Genomic DNA, 16,517 nt, shown 5'->3' with positions numbered 1-16,517 from the left:
TTGCGGCTCCGCCGCGCGGGCGCGACCAGCCCTCACGCACCCGCACCCGAAAACGGTCAACTGCCGGAGGCTTACGCAGCCTTCGCCTTGGTCGCGTACATGTCCACGTACTCCTGCCCAGACAACCGCATGACCTCGGTCATCACGGAGTCGGTAACGGCCCGTAGCACATACCGGTCCCGGTCCATCCCCTCGTACCGGGAGAACTCCATCGCCTCACCGAACCGGACAGTGACCCGCCCGGGGCGGGGAATCCCCGCACCCCCGGGCTGCAACTTGTCCGTACCGATCATCGCGAAGGGAACGACCGGCGCGCCCGTCATCATCGTGAGCCGGGCGATCCCGGTACGCCCCCGGTACAGCCGCCCGTCGGGCGACCGCGTGCCCTCGGGATAGATCCCGAAGACCTTGCCCTCCTCCAGCACACGGCGTCCGGTCATCAGCGCGGCGACGCCGCCGTTCGCGCCGTCCCGGTCCACCGGGATCATGCCGACGCCGGTGAAGAACCAGGCCATGAGACGGCCCTTGAACCCCTTGCCGGTGACGTACTCGTCCTTGCCGATGAACAGCACCTGCCGGTCGCAGACCAGCGGAAGGATCATCGAGTCGATGAACGTGAGGTGGTTGCCGGCCAGGATCACCGGGCCGGCACCGGGGATGTGCTCCGCGCCCTCCACACGTGTGCGGAACATCAGGCGCATGATCGGTCCGAGCACTGCCTTGATGAGCACGAAGCGGGACAACGGGCCCTCCGGTGTCAAGGGGTCGATATAAAACTGTGCAGGTGAGGACGATACTCGCGGTGCCCCGCGTATTGCACATCGGGTTCACCGAGGTCTTACGCAGTGTTGACGCACGTTTACCTGCGGTGTCGCTCCGGAGTCGTCCCGTAACCGGGCCGCCATGTTGTGACGCATCTCGCGTTCCTTGCTGATGGCGTGTCAAACCTCGCCTTCCCTACGACATCCAGCGTCACCGTCGTGTTCCGGCCGAGGTCTCCCGTTCGTCATCTGCGCGCACCTACGATCGGCGCGCACCGACGGGGCGACGCCAGGAGGTTTCATGGACACGCAGGGAACGCAGGGGCCGAACGAGCGAGCCAACGGGACGGGACGACGGGCACTCCTCGGCGCGGCCGTGCTCGGTGCGGGAGTGGCCGCACTGGGACCGGCGGGCGCGGCGAGAGCCGCCGAGGCCACGACGGCCCGCCACGGCGGTGGCCTCAAGGACCTGCCCAAGCCGACCATCGTCGGGCACCGGGGAACCAGCGGCTACCGCCCGGAGCACACCTTCGGTTCCTACAACCTGGCCCTCGACCTGGGCGCCGACATCGTCGAGGCCGGTGACCTCGTCCCCACCAAGGACGGTCACCTGGTCTGCCGGCACGAGCCGGAGATCGGCGGCACGACGAACGTCGCCGACCACCCCGAGTTCGCGAGCCGCAAGACCACCAAGCTGCTCGACGGTGTCTCCGCGACCGGCTGGTTCACCGAGGACTTCACGCTCGCCGAGCTGAAGACCCTGCGCGCCATCGAGCGCATTCCGGCCAACCGCCCGCACAACACGCTCTACAACGGCCGCTGGGAGATCCCGACCTTCGAAGAGGTCCTCAAGTGGCAGGACGAGCAGACCCGTAAGCGCGGCAAGCAGGTCTGGATCTACCCCGAGATGAAGCACCCCACCTACTTCCGCAAGCGCGGATTCGAGATGGAGGAGCTGCTCTCGAACGCCCTGCGCAAGCACGGCAAGGACAAGCGGAACTCGCCGGTCCTCATCCAGTCCTTCGAGCCGACCAGCATCCAGAAGATCGGCAAGCTCGTCCGCAACAACCTGGTGGTGCTGCTGTCCGGCACGGGCACCCGCCCCTTCGACTTCGTCGACCTCGGCGACCCGCGCACGGTCGACGACCTGGTCACCCCGAAGGGCCTCGCCGAGATCGCGACGTACGCGCAGGGCCTGGGCCCGACCCTCGACCTGATCATCACGAAGAACGCCGACGGCAGCCTGAACAGGGAGACCACCCTGGTCGCCGACGCGCACAAGGCCGGCCTGATCCTGCACCCCTACACCATGCGCAACGAGAACCCCTTCCTGCCGCTGGAGTACCGCAAGGGCACCGCCGTGGACGCCTACGGCGACGCGTTCGGCGCCTTCAAGCGCTACTTCGCCACGGGCATCGACGGTGTCTTCACCGACAACGCCGACACCGGTCTGCTGGCCCGCGCGGACTTCGTCAACGGCTGAGCCCCGCGCCCCGTTGGGGTGACAGACGGCCGCCCCGGCAACCTTGTGCCGGGGCGGCCACGTCGTGCCGCATATGACACACCAACTCGTCGCCACCCTGCGCCCACTGCTCGCGGCCGAGGCCTCCGCCGAGGCATATGCCTCCGGAACCGAACCGGCCGACCTCGAACAGGCCGTCTGGGTCCGCCTCCTGGAACTCCTCGACGCATCCGGGCCACCGGTCGACCCCCAGCGCTGGCTCCGCCGCGCGGTCCGCTCGGAGGCCCGACGCACCCGCCGCACGGCTCGCCTCGAACAGTCGTACGGCGGTGATCCCGTCGAGGACACCGATCGCGGCCCCGAACAGACGGCCCTCACGGCGGCGCGGCACCGTGCGCTGCACGACGCGGTGCGCCGGCTGCCTGGGCGCTGCCCGCGTCTGATGGAGGCGCTGCTGTCGCCCAAGGACCTCACCTACCGTGAGATCGCAGGGGAGTTGGGTATCTCACAGGGCAGTCTCGGCCCGGAACGTTCCAGATGTCTGGGATGTCTTCGCCGATTGCTGGCGCCGGAGGTTGCGGCCCGCGAAGCACGGGGATAGGAGTGAGGGACCACATGGCGATCAGGTGAGCGGGAGGCGTGCGCACATGGGCATGAGCGTGACCATCTCGGTGGCGACCGAGCAGGACGCAGAGCAGATCTTCAGGCTGCAGTACCTGTGCTTCCAGAGCGAGGCGGCGCTGTACGGCAACTACCGCATCGACCCGCTCGTCCAGAGCCTCGACTCGGTCCGGGCCGAACTCGGCTCCGACTGCGTCTTCGTGGCCCGGCTGGGCGAGGAGGTGGTCGGCTCGGTCCGCGGCACGGTGACCGAGGACGGCGCCGCGGCCATCGGCAAACTCTGCGTCCACCCGCGCCTCCAGGGCCACGGCATCGGCGCCCGCCTGCTGCGCGCGGCCGAATCGGCCCTCGCCGAGGAACGCGGCGCCAAGAAGTTCCGCCTCCACACCGGCCACCGCAGCGAGGGCAACCTCCGCCTGTACCGCCGCGTCGGCTACGAGACCGTAGGCACCTCCCAGGGCGACGACGGCGTACCGATGATCGTCCTGGAGAAGCCGGTCGAGGCCTACGTCGCCACCGCGTGACCGTTACTGCCCGACGGCGTCGCGGTTCTTCCGGAGCCAGTAGAGCGCGGACAGCGGCAGCAGTACGGGGATGAAGATGTACCCCGCGCCGTAGTACGACCAGACCGTCGCGTCCGGGAAGGCCGAGCTGTCGATCACGGTCAGCGTCCCGACGATCAGGACACCCGCGAGTTCGGCGGCGCAGCACGCCTGTGCCGCCCTGCGGGCCTTCTCGCCGCCGCGGATCAGGGAGTACGTGATGAATCCGTACACCACACCCGCGACGGCCGACAGGGAGTAGGCGAGCGGCGCCCGGTCGAACTCGGTGGCGATCTGGTAGACGGAGCGCGACACCGCGCCGACGACCATTACGCCGTAGAACCAGACGAGCAGCATGCCGGGCCCGCTGATGAGCCGCTTCGGCTTCTCTTCCGCGGTGTTCTCTTCCACGGTGGTCATCTCAGCTTCCCCAGATGTCGTAGAGCCGGACTTCGAGCACGGCGAGGACCACGGCGCCGGCCGCGACCGTCGCCGTGCCCCAGCGGGTGCGCTCCGCCAGTGACATGAAACCCGCCGCCGGGACCGCCGCGAACGCGCCCAGCAGATACGCCACGAAGATCGCCGTGCCCTGCTCCGCCTTCTCGCCGCGCGCCAACTGCACGATGCCGACCACCAGTTGGACGGTGGCCAGCAGGGTGACCACGGCCATTCCGATGAAGTGCCAGTCCTTCGTCGACTGGTCGCGGTAGGCCGCCCACCCGGTCCAGGCGGCGAGCAGCAGCGCGGCGACACCGATCGCCAGCGTCAGGGCATCAAGCATGCCGCGACCCTATTACGGGCCAAAAGACCCGGTGACCGTAGGGTCGGGAACATGAAGATCCATGCTGAAGCCCTCCTGTTCGACAACGACGGCACCCTCGTCTCCTCCCTCGAATCCGTGCGCAGGTGCTGGACGCGCTGGGCGGAGGAGTTCGGGATCACCGCCGAGGACTTCGCCCGGATCGAACTGCACGGACGGACCGCCGTGGCGATAGCCGCCGACCTGCTGCCCGCCGACGTCGTCCCGGCGGCGGTCGCGCGGATCGAGGCGCTGGAGGTCGAGGACGTGCCCAACGGGGGTGCCGTCCTGCTGCCCGGTACCAAGGAATTCCTCGACTCGCTGCCCGCCGACCGCTGGGCCGTCGTCACCTCCGCCACCCGCCAGCTGGCGGAGGCGCGGCTCGCGTACGCCGGCATCCTCCCCAAGACCCTGGTGGTCGCCGAGGACGTCACCCGCGGCAAGCCCGACCCCGAGCCCTACCTCCTCGCCGCCCGCCAGCTGGGCGTCGACCCGGCCCGCTGCGTCGTCTTCGAGGACGCCCCGGCGGGGCTCCAGGCGGGCCGCACGGCCGGAATGATCACCGTGGCATTGGCCACAACGCATCAGACTCACGAGCTCGACGCCGACCTTGTTGTGAGTGACCTGTCAGCCTTGTCCGCGCTGGTCAGCGACATGGGAGTGGAGGTCGTCGAGCGCCGCTGACAGATGTCCGCCGCTGTCCGGGATGCGGACAGCGGCACTTTGTCAGGACCGTACGTCTGCTTTACTGATTCCATGACCACGACGAGCAGCCGCACCCTTGCGACCGAGGCGACCCTGACGCCCGGTGCTCGTTGTATGTGTCGAATGTGCGCCTTCTAGAGGGCCCCCGCACCACCCCCGGGCCAAGCGCCCCAGCCTCGCGCCCCGAAGCGAGCCGCCGTGGCACGTCCATGTGCTGAACGCCGTGTGACTCCGCCGCCCCACGCACATTTCCCCCCTCGTACCAGGGCACACTCACGCCCCTGTACTCAACAGTCATGGAACCCCAGTGATCACCACATCGGGCCTGACCAAGGTCTACCGCTCGCGCGGCCGTGAGGTCACCGCCCTCGACGGCGTCGACCTCCACGTCCGCGAAGGCGAGGTGTACGGCGTCATCGGCCAGTCCGGCGCCGGCAAGTCCTCGCTCATCCGCTGCGTCAACCTGCTGGAGAAGCCCACCGCCGGCACGGTCACCGTCGACGGACAGGACCTCACCGCCCTCGCCGGACGCGGACCGCGCGCCGGACGGGAACTCCGGCAGGCGCGCAGCCGTATCGGCATGGTCTTCCAGCACTTCAACCTGCTCTCCTCGCGGACCGTGCAGGACAACGTCGAGCTGCCGCTCGAAATCCTCGGAAAGTCGGGGAAGGAACGATCCGCCAAGGCCCTCGAACTCCTCGACCTCGTCGGGCTCGGCGACAAGGCGAAGGCCTACCCGGCCCAGCTCTCCGGCGGCCAGAAGCAGCGCGTCGGCATCGCCCGCGCGCTGGCCGGCGACCCCAAGGTGCTGCTCTCCGACGAGGCCACCAGCGCCCTCGACCCGGAGACCACCCGCTCGATCCTCCAGTTGCTGCGCGACCTCAACCGGCAGCTGGGCCTGACCGTCCTGCTCATCACCCACGAGATGGACGTCGTGAAGTCGGTGTGCGACTCCGCCGCGCTGATGCAGCACGGGCGCATCGTCGAGTCCGGGACCGTCGGCGAACTGCTCGCCACCCCCGGCTCCGAGCTGGCCTCGGCACTGTTCCCGGTCAGCGGCGAAGCCGGCGGCGAGGAGCGCACGGTCGTCGACGTCACCTTCCACGGCGAGGCCGCCACCCAGCCCGTCGTCTCGCAGCTCTCGCGCACCTACAACATCGACATCTCGATCCTCGGCGCCGCCATCGACACCGTCGGCGGACTCCAGGTCGGCCGCATGCGCATCGAACTGCCCGGCCGCTACGAGGACAACGTGGTGCCGATCGGCTTCCTGCGCGAACAGGGCCTGCAGATCGACGTGTTGGGCCAGGAGCCCGTACTGCTGAAGGAAGGTGCCAAGTGACCTGGTCGGAGATGCAGCCGCTGCTGTCCCAGGCATGTTGGGACACGCTGTACATGGTCGGCTGGTCCACGGTCATCGCCGTCGTCGGCGGACTCCCGCTCGGCATCCTGCTCGTGCTGACCGACCGCGGCGGACTGCTCCAGAACGTCGCCGCGAACAAGGTCATCGGGCAGATCGTGAACGTGGCCCGCTCGCTGCCGTTCATCATCCTCATGGTCGCGCTGATGAACTTCACCCGGACCATCACCGGGACGACCATCGGCCGCGAGGCCGCCATCGTGCCGCTCGCGATCGGGGCAATTCCCTTCTTCGCGCGCCTGGTTGAGACGGCTGTCCGGGAAGTGGACGGCGGGCTCGTCGAGGCCGTGCAGTCGATGGGCGGCAACACCTGGACGATCGTGCGCAAGGTCCTCGTACCGGAGTCCCTGCCCTCGCTGATCTCCAGCACCACGACCACGATCGTCGCGCTCATCGGCTACTCCGCGATGGCGGGCACGGTCGGCGCGGGCGGTCTCGGCGACATCGCCATCCGCTACGGCTACCAGCGCTTCGAGACCCAGCTGATGTGGATCACCGTGGCGATCCTCGCGGTCGTCATCTCCCTCATCCAGTTCGCCGGCGACTACGCGGCCCGCTCCGCGCACCGGCGCGGCGGACGGTCGGGACCCGAGCCGAGGCTCCGGCTGCTGAAAGCCGCATAGGCCCACCCCCCACTCGGACTCCCCGCACCACCCAACGCGGGGTCGTAGTACGCGACACCCTTCAGGAAAGGCACTTTTCGTGCGTAACACCGCAAAGTTCACCACCGCCGTCCTCGCCGCCGGAGCCCTCACCCTCGCGCTCTCCGCGTGCGGTTCGGGCAAGGGCTTCTCCTCGGCCTCCGACTACAGCGGACCGCTGGTCGTCGCCGCGAGTCCCACCCCGCACGCCGAGATCCTCGACTACGTCAAGGACCACCTGGCGAAGAAGGCCGGACTCGACCTGGAGGTCAAGGAGTTCACCGACTACGTGACGCCGAACACGGCGACCGAGGACGGGTCGGTGGGCGCCAACTACTTCCAGAACCAGCCGTACCTCGACGACTTCAACAAGAAGAACGGCACCCACATCGTGCCCGTCGTCACGGTCCACCTGGAGCCGCTCGGCCTCTACTCCCACAAGGTGAAGAGCGCCGACGCCCTGAAGAGCGGAGCGACGGTCGCCGTCCCGAACGACAGCGTCAACGAGGCCCGCGCCCTCAAGCTGCTCGCGGCCAACGGGCTGATCACCCTCAAGTCCGGTGTCGGCAACGAGGCGACCCCCGCCGACATCACCAAGAACCCGAAGAACCTCAAGTTCAAGGAGCTGGAGGCGGCCCAGACCCCGCGCTCCCTGGACGACGTCGACGCGGCCGTCATCAACGGCAACTACGCCATCTCCTCGGGCCTGAAGCCCGCCAAGGACGCGATCGTCCTGGAGTCCGCGACGAACAACCCGTACGGCAACTTCCTCGCCGTGAAGAAGGGCAACGAGAAGGACCCGCGCGTCAAGAAGCTCGCGAAGCTGCTGACCTCGCCCGAGGTCAAGAAGTTCATCGAGGACAAGTACGCCGGCTCCGTCATCCCGTCCTTCTGAGCCGAACCGGGGGAACCGCCATGCGCAAGAGCATCGCCGTCACCGCGGCCGGACTCGCCGTGACCTTCTTCGGACTCACGGCCTGCGGCTCGGGCTCCGACTCCGGCAAGGGCGGTGGCAAGGACGACGGCACCCTCGTCGTCGGTGCCACCGCCATGCCGGCCGGCGAGGTCCTGACGTACATCAAGGACAACCTCGCCCAGAAGGCCGGACTCGACCTGGAGATCAAGGAGTTCACGGACTACGTCCTGCCGAACACCGCGCTCCAGGAGGGCTCGCTGGACGCGAACCTCTACCAGAACCAGCCCTTCCTCGACGAGTTCAACAAGAGCAAGGGCACCGACCTGGTCCCGGTCGTCAAGGCGTACCTGCCGCCGATGGGCGTGTACTCCAAGAAGACCAAGGACATCGCGAAGCTCGCCGACGGAGCCACCGTCGCCGTACCGAACGAGACCACCAACGAGGGGCGCGCCCTCAAACTCCTCGCTGCCAAGGGGCTGATCACGCTCAAGGAGGGCGCGGGCACCGACGCGTCCCCCGCGGACGTCACGGCCAACCCGGAGCACCTGAAGTTCAAGGAGCTCGACCCGGCCCAACTCCCGCGCTCGCTCGACGACGTGGACGTGGCCGTCATCAACAACAACTATGCCCAGGACGCGGGCCTCAGCCCCGCGAAGGACGCGATCCTCCTGGAGTCGGCGAAGGACAACCCCTACGCCAACCTCCTGGCCGTCAAACGCGGCAACGAGGACGACCCCCGCGTCGGGAAGCTCGCGAAGCTGCTCGTCTCCGCCGACGTGAAGAAGTTCATAGCGGAGAAGTACAAGGGCTCCGTCCTGCCGGTCACCACCGGCTGACGGGGGCGTATACGGCGTATCACCACGCACGGGGTCCACTCGCTCACGGCGGGTGGACCCCGTGGTGCGGTTCACTGCTTTCATGCTGCATGCTGGGCAGTTCAGGTTGCCCTGAACATTTTCCATAGGTTACGGAGTGGCGCATGACTAGCACCTTCCCCAACATCTCCATCAGCACGGAGCGGTTGGTGCTGCGGCCCCTCGACGAGGACGATGTGCAGGCCCTGGCCGAGATGATGAACGACGAGCAGGTCGCGGCCTGGACCGACGTCCCCCAGCCGTTCACCGTCGCCGGCGCCCGCGAGTGGATCACCAACTACGCGCCCGCCGAACGGACTTCGGGCCGCGGCCTCGACCTCGCCGTCACCGAGTTCCTCACCCAACGGCTCGTCGGCATCGTGCAGTTGACCAAGACCGACTGGCATGTCCGGTCCACCGAGCTGTCGTACATCATCGCCCCCTGGGCCCGCGGCGAGGGCTATGCCTCCGAGGCCGCGCTCGCCACCGCCCAATGGCTGTTCGGGGACCAGAAGCTGGAGCGCATCGAACTGCGCACCGCCGCCGACAACACCGCCTCCCAGCAGGTGGCCCAGAAGATCGGCTGCATCAGCGAGGGCGTCCTGCGCAACGCCTGCATAGCGCACGTCCACGCCGACGACGGCACCTGGATCGACGTCCGCACCGACTTCATCGTGTGGAGCCTCCTCCCCGAGGACCTGGAGGGCACGGCGGAGCAGCTCGCCGACGTCGACGGTTTCACGTCACTCGCCGACTGGAACTGAATCCGGCGGGTACGACCACGGGAGCACCGCCCGGCCGCACCAGGTACCCTCACGGTGCCCGCGTACGGGCCGCTTCCCCTGACGACCTGCGATGTACCCCTGGAGACTGACGACGATGGCCGACCGCGTCACGGTGATCGGCTGGGACGGCTCTCCGCTGACAGCTGCGGCACGCTCCGCCCTGAGCGCCGCCACCCTGGTGGCCGGCGCGCCCCACCATCTGGAACTGCCCGAGGTGCCGGCGGCCGCCGAACGCATCCGCCTCGGCAGCGTGGCCCTCGCCGCCCGCCGGATCGCCGGCCGCCGTGGCACCGCCGTCGTGTTCGCCGACGGAGACCCGGGCTTCTTCGGCGTCGTACGCACCCTGCGCGCACCCGAGTTCGGCCTGGAGGTGGAGGTCGTCCCCGCCGTCTCCTCGGTGGCCGCCGCCTTCGCCCGCGCCGGTATGCCCTGGGACGACGCGCAGGTGGTCGTCGCACACAGACGCACCCTGCGACGCGCGGTGAACGTGTGCCGGGCCCACACGAAGGTCGCCGTCCTCACCTCGCCGGGCGCCGGCCCCGCCGAACTCGGCCTGCTGCTGGAGGGTGTCCACCGCACCTTCGTCATCTGCGAGGAACTGGGCACCGAGCACGAGCAGGTCACTGTCCTCACCTCCGACAAGGCCGCCGACCGCACCTGGCGCGACCCCAACGTCGTCATCGTCATGGGCGGCCCGGTCGGCCCCGCCGTCACGACCGGCGCGGGCGAGGGCTGGATCGCCGGCCGCGACCCGGCCGCCGTCTCCCGGGGCTGGACCCTCCCCGCCGAGGCCTACGTCGGTGAGCTCGGCGAGGGCGAGACGGAACTGCTCCGGGCCGCCCAACTCGCCCGCCTCGGCCCGCGCGTCGGAGACCTCGTGTGGGACATCGGCTGCGGCAGTGGCGCCTTCGCCATCGAGGCGGCCCGCGCCGGAGCCGCCGTCATCGCCGTCGACCGCGACAGCCAGGCCTGCGCCCGCACCGACTCCGCGGCCCGCAGTTTCGGCGTGCACCTCCAGATCGTGAAGGGCGACGCCCCGCACATCCTGGAGGACCTTCCCGAACCTGACGTGGTACGCGTCGGCGGCGGGGGAGTGGCCGTCGTCTCCGCGGTCGCCGACCGGCGCCCGCAGCGCATCGTGGCGCACGCCTCGACCCGAGACGAGGCCGAACTCGTCGGCCGCGACCTCACGGAGCACGGCTACCACGTGGAGTGCGCCCTCATCCAGTCCGTCGAACTCGACACCAGGGCCTGGACGGAGACAGAACGGAGCGTCGCGTTCCTGCTCAGCGGCCTCCTTCCGGAGCGCGTTTCCTGACCCCTCGAACCGTCCCCGTGATCCTGTTGTCGTACTGCGCGCGGTAGGCTGGCGGACCGTTGTACCGCACAGGGTGGCCCGGCGCTTCGTTCGTCAATGTCCGGAAAACCCGCCCGTTTTGGGGTGTGTGTGGTACAGCGGAACCGGAGGACGCGCAACGTGGCGCAGTCCACAGCGGGCCGTCGCGGATCAAGCTGCCGTGACGGCGCAACGGCCGCGACAATGCCATTGAATGGCTTTGTCGTCTAAATGGCTTTGTCGCTTTTTGGCGTCGGGTCGTTCGTGCCGCTGGACAGGCACGCTCGTTCTCCACTGCGGGGCGGTCGGTGCGCCGTTCCCGGTGAGCGGGTCGTAGAAGCACTAACCGATGGGCGAGGGGTACGCATGACCGACACCGGCCAGGTCCCGGCCGAGGGGTTGCCGGAGAACGCAGGCATGGTGGAACAGCCGAGCGTTCCCGCACACGGCGCGTACACCTACCTCTCCGAGACCACCGCCGAGGACGAGGACCTGTTGCTGCTGCCGGGCGCCCAGGGCGCCTGGGGCAACGAGGTCCCGCCCCCCGTCCCCGAGCCGGTCGTCGAGACCGTCCAGGAGCCCGCTCCACTCGAACCCGCTCCGCACGAGTCGGCTCCGCACGGGCAGGCCCCGCACGAGTCGGCTCTGCACGAGCCCGGTCCGCACGAGACGGCGGGCCGCGACAGCGGCGCCGTCGACCTCGGTGGCGTCCGGCTCGCCGAACCGCCGCTCGCGCCGGTCACCCCGCGCCGCCCGCTGCACCTGGGCCCGCCCCTCCCCGACACCTCCGCGAGCCCGGTCCGCTCCCTCGCCGACCGCGGCCCCGCCGGTGCGCCGGTACGGCAGTCCGGCCCGCCGACGGCCAATTCCGAATACCTCGACGCCCCCCAGCTCCGCGACTTGCCCCCGCAGGGCGCGGCCCCCTGGGGCGCCCACTCCTCGGTCGCCGCAGGGGTGCGAACAGCCGAAACGGTTACTCCGGCACCGGCGGCCGAACCGGCCCCGGAGCCCGACGATGCGGCCCGGGCCGCGGTGGCGAGGCTCGCCACGGAAGCGGTGAACGGGGCAGTCGCCACGGCCGTGGACACCGGGCTCGCCCTGGCTGCCGAGCCGGGCTCGGGCTTGGCGCAGGCCCCCGACGCGGGGGAGGCCTGGCAGGGGAACGGTCAGCTGTACGCGGTCGAGACGGCGGCGACGGCGTCCGCTTCGGAGTCCTCGGCTTCTTCTGCTACCTCTGCTTCCTCTGTTCACGCGAGCATGGAGAGTTCTGAGCCGGTTGGTGTCCCTGAGGCGGGTCAACTGCCGGAAGGTGCTGAGGGGTTGGGCGCCGGGGCGGTGCCGGGGGCCGGAGAGGCCGTCGACGCCGGGCCCGATCAGGGTGTCGAGGCCGGGGCGGCCTACGGTGCCGGGGGGGACCCCGAGGCCGGATTCGTCCACGCCGTCGGCACAGTTCCGGAGGCCGCACTCGGACAGGGCGTCGGCCCTGGCGCCGAGGACGTCCTGGCAGAGGGCGCCCACGCGGCGCCCGAAGCGCAGTTCCTGCCCGGTGACGGTGCGGGCCCCGCTCCCGAAGCCGCACTCGCGCAAGACAGCGTCCCCGTTTCCGATTCCGAGTCGGCCCAGACCGTCGACCAGGCCCCCGAGGACGCGTTCGTCGCCTCCCCGGCCCCGGAAGCCGTAACCGCTGCGGAGCCGGGCCACACGCAGGGAGACCAGGCTCTCGACGAGGCCGGCGAGGTCCAGGCCCAGGACGTCGGGTCAACTCCGGTTGTTCCCACGGCAGTCGAGACCCCGCTCGTCTACGACACCGAGCCCCTCGCCCCCGCCTCGGACACCGCGCAGCCCGCCCCCACGGCCGACGACTCGGCTCCTCTCGCCGAGGCCGAGGCCATCGCGGTCCCGGTCCTGGCCGCGCCCCCGGTCCTGGTCCCGGACGAGGCGCACCCCGACACCGCGGTCACGCCCGTCGAAGAGGCCGTCCCCGCTCCAGTCGTCGAAGGCTCACCCGTCTTCCTCGACGCGACCCCGGGCGACCCGACTTTCCAGCCGACCGTCGCGCCCGAAGCAGTACCGGACCAGCAGTTCGCGGCGGAAGCGGAGCCCGCGCTCGCGCCGCAGCCGACCACCGTCGAGGACCACGGAGCGGAAGCAGCCGACCCCCACGCCCCGCTCTCGACCGAGCAGCCCCCCGCCCCCGAGCCGCCCGCTCCCCTCGCTCAACCCGCCACCCCGGCCGCCGAGTTCGTCGAGTTCGCCGAGGTGCCGCAGGCCGTCCCGGCGAGCCCCGACCCCGACGACTCCCTCGGCCGCTTCGTGCCGGTGGAGGGCTCGGTGCCCACCACCCCGCACCTCGCACCGACCCCGCCGCACCCCCTCGTCATCCCCGCGGAGGACCCGGCCGGCGGCGCGGACGCCTTCGTCGCCGTCCCGGGCCCCCGAGAGGCCGACGCCGGCGCCGATGGCGAGCCCGAACTCGTGCAGCACGCGGACGACCTGGACACCCGGGCCGCCGATCAGGAAGAAGAGAGCACGGCCGCAGTGGAAGACGTACGAGAGTCCACCGGCCCTGCCGCACCCGCCTACGACGACGCCGAACGCGAGGCCGTGCTGAAGGTGATGCGCGAGCGCCGTGACATCCGCAACGGCTTCCGCAGCGACCCGATCCCGCACGACGTGCTGCTGCGCGTGCTGGAGGCGGCGCACACGGCTCCGTCCGTCGGGCACTCCCAGCCGTGGGACTTCGTGGTCATCCGCTCCGCCGACACCCGCCGCAACATGCACGAACTGGCCCAGAGCCAGCGCGAGGCGTACGCGAAGTCGCTGCCCAAGGGCCGGGCGAAGCAGTTCAAGGAACTGAAGATCGAGGCGATCCTCGACACCCCGGTGAACATCGTCGTCACCGCCGACCCGACCCGCGGCGGCCGGCACACCCTCGGCCGGCACACGCAGCCGCAGATGGCGCCGTACTCCGCCGCCCTCGCGGTGGAGAACCTGTGGCTCGCCGCCCGTGCCGAGGGCCTCGGGGTCGGCTGGGTCAGCTTCTTCGACGAGCGCGAGATGGTCCGCGCGCTCGGCCTGCCGGAGCACCTGGAGGTCATCGCGTACCTCTGCGTCGGCTACGTCGACGAGTTCCCGGAGGAGCCCGAGCTGATGCAGGCGGGCTGGTCCAAGCGCCGCCCGCTGTCGTGGGTCGTGCACGAGGAGACGTACGGCCGCCGTGCCCTGCCCGGTGAGGACCCGCACGACCTGCTGGCGGAGACCGTCGCCGGGATCCGCCCGCTGGACGCGAAGGCGCTCGGCGAGGCGTGGGAGCGGCAGAAGCGGATGACGAAGCCGCCGGGCTCGCTCGGCATGCTGGAGATCATCTCGGCGCAGTTGTCCGGTCTTTCCCGGCAGTGCCCGCCGCCGATCCCGGAGCCCGCGGCCGTCGCGATCTTCGCGGGCGACCACGGTGTGCACGCGCAGGGGGTCACCCCCTGGCCGCAGGAGGTGACGGCCCAGATGGTCGCCAACTTCCTTGGCGGCGGCGCCGTTTGCAACGCCTTCGCGAGCCAGGTCGGCGCCGAGGTGTGTGTCGTGGATGTCGGTGTGGCATCCGAACTCCCTGCCACGCCCGGCCTGTTGCCCCGCAAGATCCGGGCCGGTACGTCCGACATGACGACCGGTCCCGCGATGACCCGCGAGGAGGCCAAGCAGGCCATCGAGGTGGGCATCGAGACCGCCCGCGACCTGGTGGCGGCCGGCAACAAGGCGCTGCTCACAGGTGAGATGGGCATCGCGAACACCACCGCGTCCGCCGCCCTGATCTCGGTGTTCACGGACACCGACCCCGCCGATGTCACCGGTCGGGGCACCGGCATCAACGACGAGACCCTGGCCCGCAAGACGGAGGTCGTGCGCCGCGCGATCGAACTCCACCAGCCGGACCCCGCCGACCCCATCGGCGTACTCGCCGCGATCGGCGGCTTCGAGCACGCGGCCATGGTCGGCCTGCTGCTCGGCGGCGCCTCCCTGCGTACGCCGGTGATCCTGGACGGCGTCAGCGCCGGCGCCGCCGCCCTGGTGGCCCGCGCCATCGCCCCCGAGGTCCTCGCGGCCTGCATCGCGGGTCACCGCAGCGCCGAACCGGGTCACGTGGCCGCGCTCAACAAGCTCGGCCTGCGCCCCCTGGTCGACCTCGACCTCCGCCTCGGCGAGGGCACGGGCGCACTGCTCGCCCTGCCGCTGGTGCAGAGCACGGCGCGGGCGATGCACGAGGTGGCGACGTTCGATTCCGCAGGGGTGACCGAGAAGTAGGCGCCTGCAGGGGGCTGTGGCGGCTCAGCCAGTGGACCGGCTGAGCCGCCACAGCCCCCTGCCCGTAAAATCTGCACGTCAGGGCCACCGCACGTCGTGAAGCACGCCGGGCAACCCGCCGTACAAGAGGAGCCGCACCCTCATGGCCGAAAACCCCGCCTACCCCGTAGGCCTCCGCCTCACCGGCCGCAGGGTCGTCGTCCTGGGCGGCGGCCAGGTCGCCCAGCGCCGGCTGCCGGCGCTGATCGCGGCGGGCGCGGACATCCTCCTCGTGTCTCCCGAGGCGACCCCCTCCGTCGAGGCGATGGCGGACGCGGGCGAGATCGCCTGGGAGCGACGCCCGTATGCGGCCGGCGACCTCGCGGACGCCTGGTACGCCCTCATCGCCACCACCGACCCCGAGGCCAACACCGCAGCCTCCGCCGAGGCGGAAGCCCACCGCGTCTGGTGCGTGCGCTCCGACGACGCCGACCGGGCCACCGCCTGGACCCCGGCCACCGGCCACAGCGAGGGCGTCACCGTCGCCGTACTCACCACGGACGCGCGCGGCCGGGACCCCCGCCACACCGCTGCGATCCGGGACGCGGTCGTCGCGGGCCTGCGCGACGGCACCCTCGTCGCCCCCCACCACCGCACCCGCACCCCGGGCGTCGCCCTCGTCGGCGGCGGCCCCGGCGACCCGGACCTCATCACGGTCCGCGGCCGCCGCCTCCTCGCCGAGGCCGACGTCGTCATCGCCGACCGCCTCGGCCCGCGCGACCTCCTCGCCGAACTCCCCCCGCACGTCGAGGTGATCGACGCGGCGAAGATCCCGTACGGCCGTTACATGGCCCAGGAGGCCATCAACAACGCGCTGATCGAACACGCCAAGCAGGGCAAGTCGGTGGTCCGTCTGAAGGGCGGCGACCCCTTCGTCTACGGCCGTGGCATGGAGGAGGTCCAGGCGCTCGCCGAGGCCGGCATCCCCTGCACGGTGGTGCCCGGCATCTCCAGCTCGATCTCGGTACCGGGCGCGGCCGGTATCCCGGTCACCCATCGCGGAGTCGCACACGAGTTCACCGTGGTCAGCGGCCATGTCGCCCCTGACGACGAGCGCTCCCTGGTGGACTGGCCGTCCCTCGCGAAGCTCACCGGCACGCTGGTGGTCCTGATGGGCGTGGACAAGATAGGGAAGATCGCCGAGACCCTGATCGCGCACGGGAAACCGGCCGACACGCCGGTCGCCCTGGTCCAGGAGGGCACCACGGCCGCCCAGCGCCGGGTGGACGCGACCCTCGCGACGGTGGGCGAGACCGTGCGCACCGAGGACGTGAAGCCGCCGGCGGTGATCGTCATCGGCGCGGTCGTCACCGTGGGCCCCGAGGCGCTTGCGTAACCCC

General features: G+C 70.5%; 15 protein-coding genes. 12 read left to right on the top strand and 3 right to left on the bottom strand.

The window, feature by feature from the left end:
• Window positions 1-71: 71 nt before the first annotated feature.
• Window positions 72-692, bottom strand: coding sequence for a lysophospholipid acyltransferase family protein (locus tag AB0I51_RS06565; RefSeq protein ID WP_362972077.1), 621 nt, complete (start codon window positions 690-692; stop codon window positions 72-74).
• A 370-nt stretch (window positions 693-1,062) separates the two neighbouring features.
• Here AB0I51_RS06565 and AB0I51_RS06560 point away from each other — a divergent pair, with 370 nt between their 5' ends.
• The 3 genes from AB0I51_RS06560 to AB0I51_RS06550 all read left to right on the top strand — a co-directional run bounded on the left by AB0I51_RS06560 (window position 1,063) and on the right by AB0I51_RS06550 (window position 3,368).
• Entirely contained in the window at window positions 1,063-2,244 is a 1,182-nt protein-coding gene (locus tag AB0I51_RS06560; RefSeq protein ID WP_362972075.1) for a glycerophosphodiester phosphodiesterase, read from the top strand.
• A 73-nt stretch (window positions 2,245-2,317) separates the two neighbouring features.
• Window positions 2,318-2,824 carry a sigma-70 family RNA polymerase sigma factor gene (locus tag AB0I51_RS06555; RefSeq protein ID WP_362972073.1) on the top strand — a complete coding sequence of 169 codons (507 nt, stop codon included), beginning with the start codon at window positions 2,318-2,320 and terminating at the stop codon, window positions 2,822-2,824.
• 46 nt (window positions 2,825-2,870) lie between these two features.
• Complete coding sequence (locus tag AB0I51_RS06550) at window positions 2,871-3,368, top strand: GNAT family N-acetyltransferase (RefSeq protein WP_019066311.1); 498 nt, start codon at window positions 2,871-2,873, stop codon at window positions 3,366-3,368.
• A gap of 3 nt (window positions 3,369-3,371) precedes the next feature.
• On the opposite strand, the gene AB0I51_RS06545 is transcribed toward AB0I51_RS06550, so the two are convergent.
• Window positions 3,372-3,806, bottom strand: a complete 435-nt coding sequence (locus AB0I51_RS06545; RefSeq protein WP_362972070.1) for a hypothetical protein — start codon at window positions 3,804-3,806, stop codon at window positions 3,372-3,374.
• Window position 3,807: 1 nt separating this feature from the next.
• Complete coding sequence (locus AB0I51_RS06540) at window positions 3,808-4,167, bottom strand: hypothetical protein (RefSeq protein ID WP_019066313.1); 360 nt, start codon at window positions 4,165-4,167, stop codon at window positions 3,808-3,810.
• A 51-nt stretch (window positions 4,168-4,218) separates the two neighbouring features.
• Here AB0I51_RS06540 and AB0I51_RS06535 point away from each other — a divergent pair, with 51 nt between their 5' ends.
• From AB0I51_RS06535 to cobA, 9 genes are all read left to right on the top strand, one after another.
• Window positions 4,219-4,869: an HAD family hydrolase gene (locus AB0I51_RS06535; RefSeq protein WP_362972068.1), complete on the top strand. Its 651-nt coding sequence runs from the start codon at window positions 4,219-4,221 to the stop codon at window positions 4,867-4,869.
• Between the two features lie 328 nt (window positions 4,870-5,197).
• Window positions 5,198-6,232, top strand: a complete 1,035-nt coding sequence (locus tag AB0I51_RS06530; protein WP_362972066.1) for an ATP-binding cassette domain-containing protein — start codon at window positions 5,198-5,200, stop codon at window positions 6,230-6,232.
• Window positions 6,229-6,933 (top strand): methionine ABC transporter permease, encoded by a 705-nt coding sequence (locus AB0I51_RS06525; protein WP_362972064.1) that lies wholly within the window; start codon window positions 6,229-6,231, stop codon window positions 6,931-6,933. Before AB0I51_RS06530 ends, AB0I51_RS06525 begins: the two co-directional genes overlap by 4 nt.
• A gap of 79 nt (window positions 6,934-7,012) precedes the next feature.
• Window positions 7,013-7,846 carry a MetQ/NlpA family ABC transporter substrate-binding protein gene (locus tag AB0I51_RS06520; protein ID WP_362972062.1) on the top strand — a complete coding sequence of 278 codons (834 nt, stop codon included), beginning with the start codon at window positions 7,013-7,015 and terminating at the stop codon, window positions 7,844-7,846.
• 20 nt (window positions 7,847-7,866) lie between these two features.
• Window positions 7,867-8,703: a MetQ/NlpA family ABC transporter substrate-binding protein gene (locus tag AB0I51_RS06515; RefSeq protein ID WP_362972060.1), complete on the top strand. Its 837-nt coding sequence runs from the start codon at window positions 7,867-7,869 to the stop codon at window positions 8,701-8,703.
• Between the two features lie 143 nt (window positions 8,704-8,846).
• Window positions 8,847-9,485, top strand: a complete 639-nt coding sequence (locus AB0I51_RS06510) for a GNAT family N-acetyltransferase (RefSeq protein WP_362972058.1) — start codon at window positions 8,847-8,849, stop codon at window positions 9,483-9,485.
• 115 nt (window positions 9,486-9,600) lie between these two features.
• Window positions 9,601-10,824, top strand: a complete 1,224-nt coding sequence (gene cbiE / locus AB0I51_RS06505; RefSeq protein WP_362972056.1) for a precorrin-6y C5,15-methyltransferase (decarboxylating) subunit CbiE — start codon at window positions 9,601-9,603, stop codon at window positions 10,822-10,824.
• Between the two features lie 384 nt (window positions 10,825-11,208).
• Window positions 11,209-15,138, top strand: a complete 3,930-nt coding sequence (gene cobT, locus AB0I51_RS06500) for a nicotinate-nucleotide--dimethylbenzimidazole phosphoribosyltransferase (RefSeq protein WP_362972054.1) — start codon at window positions 11,209-11,211, stop codon at window positions 15,136-15,138.
• Between the two features lie 142 nt (window positions 15,139-15,280).
• A complete protein-coding gene (gene cobA, locus AB0I51_RS06495) occupies window positions 15,281-16,513 on the top strand; it encodes a uroporphyrinogen-III C-methyltransferase (RefSeq protein ID WP_362972052.1) in 1,233 nt (410 codons plus the stop codon).
• Window positions 16,514-16,517 lie beyond the last annotated feature (4 nt).

Source organism: Streptomyces sp. NPDC050549 (assembly GCF_040655035.1).
GTDB lineage: Bacteria > Actinomycetota > Actinomycetes > Streptomycetales > Streptomycetaceae > Streptomyces.
Note: the sequence above shows the minus strand (reverse complement) of the source record. Positions and strands in the feature narration are given on the sequence as shown.

Excerpts from the sequence above, each read along its gene's own strand:
- AB0I51_RS06565 (WP_362972077.1), bottom strand. The coding sequence starts at position 692 with ATGTTCCGCACACGTGTGGAGGGCGCGGAGCACATCCCCGGTGCCGGC.
- AB0I51_RS06515 (WP_362972060.1), top strand. The coding sequence starts at position 7,867 with ATGCGCAAGAGCATCGCCGTCACCGCGGCCGGACTCGCCGTGACCTTC.
- AB0I51_RS06560 (WP_362972075.1), top strand. The coding sequence starts at position 1,063 with ATGGACACGCAGGGAACGCAGGGGCCGAACGAGCGAGCCAACGGGACG.
- cobA (WP_362972052.1), top strand. The coding sequence starts at position 15,281 with ATGGCCGAAAACCCCGCCTACCCCGTAGGCCTCCGCCTCACCGGCCGC.
- AB0I51_RS06535 (WP_362972068.1), top strand. The coding sequence starts at position 4,219 with ATGAAGATCCATGCTGAAGCCCTCCTGTTCGACAACGACGGCACCCTC.
- AB0I51_RS06540 (WP_019066313.1), bottom strand. The coding sequence starts at position 4,167 with ATGCTTGATGCCCTGACGCTGGCGATCGGTGTCGCCGCGCTGCTGCTC.
- AB0I51_RS06510 (WP_362972058.1), top strand. The coding sequence starts at position 8,847 with ATGACTAGCACCTTCCCCAACATCTCCATCAGCACGGAGCGGTTGGTG.
- AB0I51_RS06545 (WP_362972070.1), bottom strand. The coding sequence starts at position 3,806 with ATGACCACCGTGGAAGAGAACACCGCGGAAGAGAAGCCGAAGCGGCTC.
- cobT (WP_362972054.1), top strand. The coding sequence starts at position 11,209 with ATGACCGACACCGGCCAGGTCCCGGCCGAGGGGTTGCCGGAGAACGCA.
- cbiE (WP_362972056.1), top strand. The coding sequence starts at position 9,601 with ATGGCCGACCGCGTCACGGTGATCGGCTGGGACGGCTCTCCGCTGACA.
- AB0I51_RS06550 (WP_019066311.1), top strand. The coding sequence starts at position 2,871 with ATGGGCATGAGCGTGACCATCTCGGTGGCGACCGAGCAGGACGCAGAG.
- AB0I51_RS06555 (WP_362972073.1), top strand. The coding sequence starts at position 2,318 with ATGACACACCAACTCGTCGCCACCCTGCGCCCACTGCTCGCGGCCGAG.